The sequence below is a fragment of the Rufibacter sediminis genome, from assembly GCF_014269285.1.
GTDB classification, from domain to species: domain Bacteria; phylum Bacteroidota; class Bacteroidia; order Cytophagales; family Hymenobacteraceae; genus Nibribacter; species Nibribacter sediminis.
The window spans coordinates 20,251-32,590 of record NZ_JACOAF010000014.1 but is presented as its reverse complement, the minus strand read 5'-3'; the positions used below and the strand labels follow the sequence as shown (position 1 = coordinate 32,590).

Genomic DNA, 12,340 nt, shown 5'->3' with positions numbered 1-12,340 from the left:
ATATAAGAGCTTATGGGAAGAAAGCTACTCCTGGTGTTGTTGGTTATTCTATCAGGGTTAACCACTCACAGCCAAGCGCTTCGGCCTATGTTGGTTGACTTCAAACCCAGTGAGGTCAACAATGACAACATCACGCCAAGCCCAGATGTTATCGGTAATTACTGGAACAACGTGCTCAATTCCACCGCTGGGGAAGATATCTTTAACCTAACAGACAAACAAAATCAGCCCAGCGGCATTTATGGGAAAGTAGTATCTGGCTTTCTGACCAATGGCATTCAAAACGGAGGGCTGCTGGCCCCATCAAATGCGCTGTTGGAGGAGTATGCGATAGCCGCCGCTACCCAAGATTGTTTTTCCTTAGAAGGTGCTAACGGTTTAGGTCGGCTTAGGATGGGTGGTTTTGCCGCGAATAATCGCTATGCTTTCCATTCCTTCGGGAGCAGACAGGCAAAGGACAACCGCGTAACCCAAAACAAACTCTTGGGCAGAACGGTGAGCACAGTTTCACAGCAAACCATAGGCAGCGCCATAGGGAACAATAATTATAGCGGAAATAACAACTCAATAACCCCTTCAGATATCTTGCTGGCAGATGCCAACTGGATCAACAATCTGGAGATTTCCAAGACCACCTATATCAACGGGAGTCTGGTCTGGAGTAACGCTACCAGAGCCACGGTAGGTGAGGTTTTCTTAGATGGCTTGTCGCTGCAGTCGTATGAGCCCTTGAATGAACTGAAGATTGTGTATTTCGGTTCGTCTGTACCACACGGGACGGGAGCCACCAACAGGGTAGGTTACACAAGCCTATATACCAATATTTTGCGGGCCAGAAGTACTCAGCAACTGGGACTGGACTGGCAAACGACCAATATCTCGGTGCCCGGCGATAACACCGTGCGAGTAATGAACCGATGGCAATCTGATTTGCTGCCGCAGAAAGCCAAGTACGTCATATATGCGTTGGCCTTGGGAAATGAGGGAATACATGAATTCGGGCAGCCACGTTTTGACCAGTTCAGTACCAACCTGCAGCAATTGATTAGACAGGCCCGCGACAAGGGCATGGTTCCGGTTATCACCAACAACTACACCCGCAACGACTACAACGCCACAGACTACGCCTTTATCCAGCAGATGAACCTTCTTATTCATTCCTGGGATGTGCCTAGTGTGAACTTATTAGGAGCAGTAGACGACGGGGCTGGCCGTTGGGCCACCGGTTTCTGGGATGATGCACTGCACCCTAATGATGCGGGTCACGCAGAGATGGCCTATACATTAGTACCGTCGCTTTTTGATGCGCTGGCTGCAAACAAGCCCCAGCCAAAGAAAGTAGAAGGGTCTCACATAACGCTGGCTTCTAGTAAGGCGAAGGGCAGCAAATCCCTTGTATTTACGCCTGAAAACGTAGTGCACTCTTTTACTAGTACCGTGTCTTTTAAAGCCTCAAAAGCACAGGCCTTGATGAGAATAACAGAGGCAGGTGGTGGCGTTGGCGTTATCTCTACCGATGCTTCCGGAAAAGTTATGTATCGGTCTCCTAAAACCGGCAGAGTGACAAGCACAGGAAACGTGCATGATGGCAAGTGGCATAAAATCAGCCTTACCCATTATTATGCCCGCGGTGAGACCATCCTTTACATAGACAGCGTACAGGCCGGCTCTTTAAGCGAAAAACTCATCCCTACACAATTCAAGCTAAGCGGCAACAGTGAGCCAAAGCAAGCTAAGTTTAGGAACTGGACGTTTCACCGGGCTGGTATGACCCGGGAAGAAATATACCGCCTGGTAGCTGACAGCGTACTAAAGTCCAGCTTGGAAATTTACGCTCCCTTAGACGGCAAACGGGTGGGCGTGTCAGACTCACTGGTGAACTTAGCGCAAAGCCTCAACACGCTTCGTGTTACTTCAGAGCCTTTAGGTTTTAACATGAACCGTGTGAAAGCCTCGGGCTTTAGGTTGTTTCCCAACCTAACCGCCGGCGAGATTGACCTATCGTCAAGCAAAGAAGTGGAAGGTAGTCAGGTACTAGTTCCTAATCTGGTGGGCCGGCAAGTGTTTACTAGGCAAGTGCAAGGCAGTAAGATCAACATTTCGGACTTGGCTCCTGGTATGTATTCACTTGTGCCCCAGAAAACCGGTAAAGACCCGACGCACCCGGGTACCAGGCGAAAAGGGAAGGGGCAACAGCAAACCCACTAAAGCAGCAGAACTATAATCCTTTGATATTATAAGCAGAGAAACAAACAAAGAATAGAAATCTATGTGCTGGAAGAAGACAAATTAGGACGCAGGCCTCTCTATTTAGTTGGTTCAGTAGGTGCTACTTTAAGTCTGTTGTTTACTGGCCGGTAGTACTGGGTTCTTCCTCTTGCTATCCATTATCGTGTTTTGGGCCTGTTTCGCATTCTTCATAGTCCCTTTGAAATTTGTGATTGCGGCAGAAATCTTCCCCAATAAAATAAGGGGGAGAGCCATGGAGCTCAGTATCATGGCCATGTGGATAGCAGACACCATAGTAGGTCAGGTTACGCCCCTTCTTTTGGCATCATTAGGAGCTTCAGGTACCTTCTGGTTTTACGCATTTTTCTGTTTGGGCGCTTTCTGGGGAGTCCTGAAAATGGTGCCAGAAACGAAAGGGAAATCTTTAGAGGAAATACAGAGTATGAGGGCTGCTCAATAAGGATGTCCATAAGGCTACTGGCACCGCTTTGCTGTTTTAGGCACCTTTTTCATTTTCAACAGTGCCCCCCCTTTGGGGTATAGTATAATTTAAACCTGCATTTCGAAGTGCTGAAAACCTTCTATGCCAAACATCATAGTAGAGGTCGCTCTGCTAAACACAGCAGCGGTTGATTAGGACTGAATGCAAAGAGTTCAGGTGCTTCTTTTAAAATATAAGTAAATACCAATAATCCGTTCAAATGAAAATACGAAACCTCATTCTACAATCATCTCTGCTAATGTTATCTCTTGGGATAGGCTCCTGTGCTGTCACCAAGAATGAGAAAGATGAACTTAGTCAGAAAGATGTACTTAGGTACGTTGACCCTAACATAGGTACGGCCCACAGTCGCTGGTTTTTCTATACTCCGGCCGCAGTGCCGTATGGCATGGCCAAGTTAGCCCCTTCTACCAACGGGCATTACGGAAATAAAGATGGCTGGGAAGCCGTGGGCTATGACACCCGGCATACCTCCATTGAAGGTTTTGTGCATTTCCATGAGTGGCAGGTGGGCGGAATCAGCTTTATGCCCACGGCCGGAGAGCTAAAAGTAAAACCCGGTGAACTGGAAAACAGCGCTAGTGGCTACCGGTCGGAATTTGACAGAAAAAACGAGCTGGCGCAACCCGGCTACTACAAAGTTCTCTTAGATGAGCATAAGATTACCGCCGAGCTGACCGCTACCAAACGCGTTGGGTTTCACCGGTATACTTTTCCCCAAAACGAGCAATCAAGAATTATTTTTGATATAGGAAACGTGCAAGGCGAAAGCGGCTGGATTACAGATGCCTCCGTTAAAATGATTGACGATACACATTTTGAGGGCTTTGTAGAGACCTACCCTAAATATGTGAAAAAATATGACCCCGAAGGAAAAGTGTTTATGTATTTCTACGGAGAAGTCAGCAAGAAGCCTCTGCGGGTAGGTTCCTTCACAGAGAAAGGAATACAGGCTTCTTCCAACTCAGCGAAGGGCAAAGGAGCCGGACTTTTCCTGGAGTACAGCACCAAAGACCAGGAAGCCATTGAAATAAAGGTAGGGCTGTCTTATACGTCTACGCAGAATGCCAAATTAAACCTGGCCACCGAAGGCGAGAAGCTGTCTTTTGACAAAGCCAAGGAACAGGCCCAGAAAGCGTGGCGGGAAGAGTTAAACAAGCTGGATGTAGAAAGCGCTGATGAGAAAAGTAAAACCAAGTTCTATACCGGTTTATACCATGCGCTTTTAGGCCGGGGTGTGGCCAGCGACGTGAACGGTTCTTTCCCGCGGCACGACGGTGCCATTGGGCAATTACCCCGCGATGCAAAGGGGAGCTTCAGCTACAATTTCATGAACACAGATGCGATCTGGGGAGGCTACTGGAACCTGACACAATTATGGACTTTAGCATACCCGCAGCATTACAATGACTTTGTGCATACCCAATTACAAGTGTACAAAGAAAGAGGCTGGTTTGGTGACGGGATAGCCAATAGCAATTTCGTTTCTGGGGTAGGTACCAATATGGTAGGCCTGGCCGTAGCGGCCGCATACAATGCCGGTATCAGAGATTATGACACAGAGCTGGCCTACAAAGCAGTGTATGAGAATGAAATGGGCTATAAAAACAGGAAAGAAGGCTCTGGGAAAATGGATGTAAAGGCCTTTGTAGAGCGCGGCTACAGTCCCTTTATAGGCGGCGGTAACGTTTTCATCACAGATTCCACAGGGTCTACCTTTTCTGCTTCGCACACCATGGAATACGCCTATAGTGCCTACGCAGCGGCCCAAATGGCTAAGTCTATGGGCAAAACAGCAGATTACCAAAAGCTGATGAAGTACTCAGAAGGCTGGAAGAATCTGTTTAACCCGCAGTCTAAACTGATACAACCAAAAGACTTAAAGGGCAATTTTATCACACCGTTTGACCCCTATGAAGCCTGGAGAGGGTTCCAGGAAGGCAATGCCATCCAGTATACTTTCTTTGTTCCTCAGAACCCCGATGCTTTAATCACTGCCGTGGGTAAAGATGAGTTCAACACCAGGTTAAATAATATTTTCACTGAGTCTCAGAAGAACGCCTTTGGTGGCGGCAAAACCATAGATGCCTTTGCGGGTATCAACGCCATCTACAACCACGGAAACCAGCCCAACCTGCATATAAGCTGGCTCTTCAACTTTTCTGGCAAGCCTTGGCTCACCCAGAAATGGACCAGGGACATCTGCAATGAGTTTTATGGGACAGAAGGCGTGCATGGCTACGGTTATGGGCAAGATGAAGACCAGGGTCAGCTAGGGTCTTGGTACGTGATGGCCTCACTAGGTTTGTTTGATGTAAAAGGCTTCACCGATGCCCGTCCTATCATACAAATAGGTAGCCCCTTGTTTGACAAATCTACCATCACATTGGGCAACCAAAAGAAGCTGGTCATTGAAGCTAAAAACAACTCTGCCACCAACGTGTACATTCAATCTGCCACTTTTAATGGAAAGCCTTTGACCAATAGCTGGATGTATCTAGATGAGCTGATGGCAGGCGGTAAGCTGGAATTTGTAATGGGGAATCAGGCCAATGAAACTTGGGGTATTATGCCTCCTCCTAACGTTATTAAATAAAGATGTGGCATGTATGATGTCTATAAGCTCTTCTTAAAGTCTACGAAGAAGCAATGTATTCTATAAAAGAGCTCTTCTGTTATGAAACTGTTTTTGGCTTATTTTGCTGAATTCAGATCATAAACAGAAGAGCTTCTTATATGCTTTTAACATACTGTGACAAGCTTTTGATAGATATGATTTATCAAGTCCGTCACTTCCTTTTTCTCAGACATAATTTATAAGCGAGTTCAGAAAAGACGTCCTCCAACTGATGTTTCCCATAAAATAGTTGGAGGACGTCTGTATTTTGATTCAGAATCTAAAAAGGCTTAACTGTAGCTTAAGCTGGGAAGCTTTATGATCCGATGATTTCAGTTATAGGCCTATTTTAGAAACTAGTTCTATAACTGAAATCATCGGATCATATTCTTGCGTATGGGTAGACAGTACCCGATTAAAAAATGCTTCTATTTCAAAGTGTAGGTTTGAGAACAAGTATAACCTGTTACTCTTTCGGTCACTCACGGCATCTGATTCAAAGATGTTCTTGATTGTTTACAATTGTATTTTTCTAATGTGTTTTGAAAAATACGATCTATGGGCATCAGCTAACTGAAGATTTTACACCAAAGTTGGCCTAGCTGAAAACGGGTTTCAAGATCTAAAGTGGTATTGATCCTTTGGTGAATTATATCAGTGCTATCTTAAAAAAGTATAAGCCTTCTTTGAAGGTCTCTATTGAATCATAGATCTTAGTATCTACAATATTTTACGTGCTCTGAATAAATCAAGGTAGTGAAATTTAGAAATGCCCTTATTTCATCTATTGGATACCCGTGCTTGACCAGGCCTGTTGCAAACCACTTTTCAGTTGCACTGGTTGATTCTACTAGATTAGCAAATGCCACCAATGTGCACATCTGAGTAAGTGCACATCTCCTATATAGAGTTGAGGATGTTAGAGAGGAACGTTTAAGGCTTTTCTATTTGCTCGCGCTAATCAGGTTCTGCTGAAGATCTTAGCAAGCCTATATAATAACTTTACTTTAAATTATATTCATTCCAGCCAAAAGTTCTTTTTGAGCATTGATTTACTAGCAGCGGTTTACTTATGGCCAATTTGGAATTCGTTGTATTTTGCCTCTGTAAATTGAAAAATAACGATGAATCAGTAATGTGTTTCCATGTTTATACATAAGAACTTCTGTGTGTGCTTGATGTTTTGAGATAGTTGGCTCGTTGTAGATTAGATGAAGTTATGGATGATGACGTTTCTGATAAGTTTAGTAGAAGTGGTTCATGGCTAAATGAGTTGGCATGTCTTCAGTGCTTCGTCAAACAGATTGAAATTCTACCCTGTACTACGGGACTTATAGGTTTGTTAAAGCTGATCCTTTCAAGAGAATGATGGTTTCAAAGGCACTTGCACTACAGAATATTCCAGTGCTAAGCATCTGAAGTATCGCTAGGTACGTTTTATGTGATTAGAGTGCATAATAAAAATAAAGAAACAAAGCGTTTAAAATTTTGCAGATTTTCCATATAATTACAGGTAAAACGTTTAACCTATGGGAAAATCGCAATTAATAGAGGAAGAATCTGAGTTGTGGGATAGATTCAGGGTAGGGGATGAAGAAGCTTTTTCACAAATTTTTGCGGCCTTTTCTGATATCCTGTACAATTATGGATATCGGTTGCACCCTGACAAAGAGTTAGTGAAAGATTGCCTGCAAGATCTTTTCGTGACAATTTGGAATAGACGGCATATGTTAAGCCCCACAACATCTATAAAGTTTTACCTTTTTAGAGCTTTACGCAGAGAAATAGCTGTCAAAGTTAAAGAAGCAGCAAAGAATTCTATTTACAGAGAAACTGAGGGAGTGGCACAAGTGGAGAACCCTTCAGATGATAGATTGATAGAGGCTGAAGACGAAAAACATTTCCATGTACTTTTAGAGCGAGCAGTAGAACAGTTGTCAGAGCGGCAAAGGGAGGCTGTTTACCTCCGGTTCTATCAAAACATGGAATTTGCGGAGATAGCTACGTTATTAGAAATTACCCCCAGGGCAGTATACAAACTAATGTATAGGGCAATTGACATTCTTCAAGAAAGCTTTCGCAGTTCTTCTGCTACTACTATCACTTCCAGCTCCACCTTTGTCTTCCAGAGCAATAACCAACGTTTGAAATTCCGCAAACAAGAGCTACAGTTTGGCTCACTGCTTCCTGCCCTTTTTATTGGCGGAGCTGAGTTTTTTCTGTCCTAAGGCAGTAAGTAGTGCTCATGAGCACCGGATTCAACCTATTCACCCACTAGAAGAACTCCGTAAGGTTAACGCAATAACTTGCCACAATGGCAATAGGAGTTTGTTTTTTTAGACCTTTTCTATAAAAAAGGAATCGAGGATTAAGGCGTTTCTAAAAAAATAACAAAAATACATCTACTTCCATGGGTCACTTTGCCTTGAATGCTCCTTTCTTACTTTGAAGGACGATACCCAATAATTTTAGATGGAAGGCTACCTGACTTTACACGATTTTGTATTAGATCCACGCTTTTGTAATTGGGCTTTAGGTAAAGATGATAGTGATACACTCTATTGGGAGGCTTTCATAAAAGCAAACCCTGAAAAGGTTGAACAAATAGAGCAGGCTAAAGCTGTGGTGCGTGCCATGGTTTACCAGAACGAGAGAACATGGCTCCCTCTTGAGAAAGCGGAGGTTTGGAGTAAAATTCAACATAGGGTTGCTGTTTCGGAAAATTCTGGAACAGAAGCACTTGGTAGAAGGGCTTATCCTATTTGGAAAGAGGCATCGAGATTAGCTGCCAGCCTGATTGGTTTGATAATGGTTAGTGTTGCCCTTTATTACTTTGGGATAAGAGAGCAGAGAGAGACGGTACAATATGCCACAAGGCACGGCCAAGTAAAAAGGGTTGTCTTACCTGATGGATCAGAGGTGGTCTTGAACGCAAATTCTATTTTGAGCTTTGAAAAGCCGTGGAATTCAGAATCAACTAGGAAAGTGAGTTTAAAAGGGGAGGCCTTTTTCAAAGTGAGCCATCAAGAAAATGACCAGAAGTTTAAAGTGCTCTTACAAGATAATGTCAGCATTGAAGTATTAGGTACACAATTTACGGCTACGCAACGATCACATGTCTGTAGGGTAGTGTTAAGCGAAGGCAAAGTAAATTTTTCGGTAACTGATGATATTTTGTTGGGCCTCTATACTTCAACGATAAAGCAGGAAACCCTAAAACCAGGCGAGTTAGCGACATGGAACGGGCAAAATGATACGCAGGCACTAATAACAAAAGAGAAACCAGCGCATCTGGAGATTTATGAAGCGTTTCAGCACAATAAACTCATGTTTGAAGACGCCCCTCTAATAGAGGTTGCCCGCGTCTTGGAAGATGTTTACGGATTTGAAGTGACCTTTTCCAATAAGGAATTAGTGGACAGGCGGTTTACTGGTTCTGTTCCACATGATAACGTCGAGGTGCTTTTCATTGCACTGGAGAAGTTGTTTGATCTAAAAGTTATAAAGACAGGCCATAAACTGGAGTTTCGATAATCCCCCCTATAAAAGGCAATTTATAAGATGTATGATACAACCTTTACTAACTAAAATCTACTCATTTTAATATGGTAAAACCTTTTAGCAAATCAAATTTGCTTATACCTGTGCTGCTAATGCTAGGCTTGCAGGTATCTGCCCAACCAATGGCATCCCTCCGGAGGTCAGCCCCAAGCAACCTTGGTGTTAGTGAGCAAAGAATTGTTTCGCTTTCTAAAGTACTAAAGGAGTTAGGAGACTATTACAAGGTCAATTTCAATTATGACAGTGAGTTGTTTTCTAAAATAAAGGCAGAAGAGCGTTTACTGAAGCCTATAAGTGGCAACGTAATCCAGGATATAGAGCGCGTGCTGAAACCGTATAACCTGAAGGCAGAGAAGGTAGACAAGAACACGTATGTTGTCATCCCCATTGTGCCGCAAGCATCTGCTCCTACGTCGTTCCAATCAAAAAGAGACCAGACCCGGGTAGATATCACGGTAACCGGTGAAGTAAAGGATGCCAAAGGTGAGGGGTTGCCTGGCGTATCCGTTGTATTGAAAGGAGTAGCTGGCATTGGAGTTTCCACTGATGTAAATGGAAGATACTCCATAAATGTGCCAACTGGGCAGGAAAATGGGGTCCTGGTATTTTCTTACATCGGATTTAAACCACAGGAAGCGCCTATCAACAATAGGGCTACCATCAACATTACTTTACAAGAGGATGGTCAGGCCTTGGAGGAAGTGGTAGTGGTAGGGTATGGAACGCAGCGCCGTGTGAGCGTAGTGGGTGCTGTAGACCAGGTGTCCTCTGCTGTGATTGAGGGAAGACCAGCCATGAATACCACGCAAGCCTTACAGGGCGCCTCTCCTAACCTTATTATTCAGCAAACAAGCTATGAGCCGGGCCAATCCCCTAATATCAACATTAGAGGAATCAACACTATAAACGGCAATTCTCCGCTTGTAGTAATTGATGGAATTATAGGCGGAGATATCAATTTGCTGAATCCGCAGGATATTGAAAGTGTTTCGATATTAAAGGATGCCGGAAGTGCCGCTATCTATGGCTCAAGAGCCGCTAATGGTGTATTGTTGATTACCACCAAAGGAGGTAAAAAAAATACCCGTCCTACTTTGTCTTACAATGCCTTGGTAGGTATACAAGAGCCTAGGGTGTTATACAAGCCGGTAAAGGGGTACGAGAATGCTCTCCTTAGAAGCCAAGCCGCGGTGAATGCAGGATTGCCGCCTATTTATGGGCCTGATGATATTAGGAGAATTCAGGAAGAAGGAGATAATGAATGGTTTTTGAATTCTATTCTTAAAAACGCCTTACAGCAGAACCATAATCTTTCCATTTCCGGAGGGGGTGAGAACTCAACTTATTTGGTATCTGCTGGGGTGTCAGACCAAAGAAGTAATTTGGTTGGGCCTAATTATGGTCACACCCGTTACAATTACCGGGTAAATCTTGCAAATGAATATGGTAGGTTAAAATTAACCAGTAACCTAGCCTACACGCGTAGTGAAATTAAAGACCACTCTAATTCAACTCAATTCCTTATAGTGGATGCGGGAAGAGTACCTACCTATTATAGACTTAAAGATGATCAAGGGCGTTATTTGACCAATGATGTTCTTTCTGAATATAACCCATTGGGTGTATTGGAGCAAGGTGGGTTTAGAAAGTATGAAAATGACAACATACTCGGCAATATTAATGCAGAATTTAAAGTAACTGATTTCCTTAAAATAAGAGGGGTCTTTGGGGGAAGCGTTTTCTCAAATAACCAGTTTGCGAGAACCATGCAGGTAGATTATTTCCCGGGTGGTACGTACGGCGCAAACCGTAATACCAATGATGAAACCAGTAGGCATATTGCGCTTAACACGCAATTAATAACTGAGTTTAACAAAACCTTCAATCAAGACCATATCACTAATGTATTGGTAGGCGTTTCTAATGAAAATGAGACCAACCGGAGTGTTGGTTTATTTAGAACCTTAACTGATCCCGAATTAGGTACGCCCACAACGGAAACCGTGATAAGCACTGGTTCTTATAACTCACATGAAAGATTAGCAGAAACTAGCTTAAATTCTGTTTTTGGCCGGGCTTCTTACTCCTTTAGAGACAAATATTTTGGAGAATTCAATTTTAGATTTGATGGATCTTCAAAATTTCATAAAAGCAACCGATGGGGCTTTTTCCCGTCCATCTCAGCAGGTTACCGCATAAGTGAGGAAAACTTTTTTTCTGGGTATAGAGATAAAGTAGGAGACTTAAAAGTAAGAGGCTCTTATGGTATTTTAGGTAATCAGGCTATTGGAAATTACGAATACTTAAATACCTTATATACTTTTCAAAATGCTTATGGCTTCAATAACAGAGGGGTTGGAGGTACTGGATTTACCTTTGCTAACCGAGACGTTAGATGGGAATCTGGGGCAACCTTTAATGTGGGGATAGATGCAGGCTTCTTGAACAATGCACTAACAGTGTCTTTAGACTACTTTGACAGAGTTACCAGAGACATGTTAGTTCCGCCTGTTATTCCAGGGATTTTTGGTGCAAATATACCAAACTACAATGCCGGCAAATTCAAAAACCAAGGCTGGGAGATTAATGTTAATTACCGGCTCACCCACTCTATTTTTGAACATTCTTTCTCTTTTAATCTGGGAGATACTAAAAACAAAGTACTTTTCATTGAGGGAGGACAAGACTTATATCGTGCGGATGAGATGCAGAGAGTCCGTAGAAACGGATTACCTTATAATTCATATGTAGGCTTTCTGCGTGACGGTTATTTCCAGAACCTTGAAGAAATTGAAAGAGGACCTAGGCCGGCTGGGTTAAATCTGTCGCCAGGAGACAATAGATACGTTGATGCAAACGGCGACAATGTTATTGATGATAATGACTTGTTTGTGCTGGGCAATCCTTTCCCCCGTTACACTTTTGGGGCTACCTATAATTTACGGGTAAAAGGCTTTGACTTGAGTCTTTTCTTCCAAGGAGTCGGCAAGAGAAGTACCTTCATTAGAGGAGAATTAGTAGAACCGTTCCACTTTAATTATTCTCAGGTAATGTACCAGCATCAACTAGATTTCTGGACGCCCCAGAACCCTAATGCCAGATATCCAAGACTAGCAGCGGCAGGAAGCCAATCAATTGAAAACAACTTTAGAAGAGGTTCTGACATGTATCTTTATGATGCTTCTTATGCAAGATTGAAGAACGTGCAAATAGGGTATACGCTTCCACCTTCCCTGATTGGTAAAATAGGCATGAAGTCCATGAGAGCGTATTTCTCTGGTCAAAACTTATTTACGCTTTCTAAGCTAAAATTCATTGATCCGGAGGTCACAGAATTTAATAGTAACCTCCTCAACAGCGGAGCAAATAGCGGAAGGGCGTATCCTACCCCAGTGTATTACGGCTTTGGTCTTGATGTTACTTTCTAACTT

General features: G+C 43.3%; 6 protein-coding genes. All 6 read left to right on the top strand.

What is annotated here, in order from left to right:
- The first annotated feature begins 12 nt into the window (after window positions 1-12).
- The 6 genes from H7U12_RS05525 (at window position 13) to H7U12_RS05500 (ending at window position 12,337) form a co-directional block, all read left to right on the top strand.
- Window positions 13-2,208: a GDSL-type esterase/lipase family protein gene (locus tag H7U12_RS05525; RefSeq protein ID WP_186634205.1), complete on the top strand. Its 2,196-nt coding sequence runs from the start codon at window positions 13-15 to the stop codon at window positions 2,206-2,208.
- 142 nt (window positions 2,209-2,350) lie between these two features.
- On the top strand, window positions 2,351-2,689 hold the full coding sequence (locus H7U12_RS05520; RefSeq protein WP_255896766.1) for an MFS transporter: 339 nt from the start codon (window positions 2,351-2,353) through the stop codon (window positions 2,687-2,689).
- A 241-nt stretch (window positions 2,690-2,930) separates the two neighbouring features.
- Window positions 2,931-5,327 carry a GH92 family glycosyl hydrolase gene (locus H7U12_RS05515; RefSeq protein ID WP_186634202.1) on the top strand — a complete coding sequence of 799 codons (2,397 nt, stop codon included), beginning with the start codon at window positions 2,931-2,933 and terminating at the stop codon, window positions 5,325-5,327.
- 1,550 nt (window positions 5,328-6,877) lie between these two features.
- The gene (locus H7U12_RS05510; protein ID WP_186634198.1) at window positions 6,878-7,576 is read left to right on the top strand and encodes an RNA polymerase sigma factor; all 699 of its coding nucleotides are present in this window, start codon (window positions 6,878-6,880) and stop codon (window positions 7,574-7,576) included.
- 244 nt (window positions 7,577-7,820) lie between these two features.
- Window positions 7,821-8,882: a FecR family protein gene (locus tag H7U12_RS05505; RefSeq protein WP_186634195.1), complete on the top strand. Its 1,062-nt coding sequence runs from the start codon at window positions 7,821-7,823 to the stop codon at window positions 8,880-8,882.
- A 71-nt stretch (window positions 8,883-8,953) separates the two neighbouring features.
- Window positions 8,954-12,337 (top strand): SusC/RagA family TonB-linked outer membrane protein, encoded by a 3,384-nt coding sequence (locus tag H7U12_RS05500; RefSeq protein ID WP_186634192.1) that lies wholly within the window; start codon window positions 8,954-8,956, stop codon window positions 12,335-12,337.
- The last annotated feature ends 3 nt before the right edge of the window (window positions 12,338-12,340 follow it).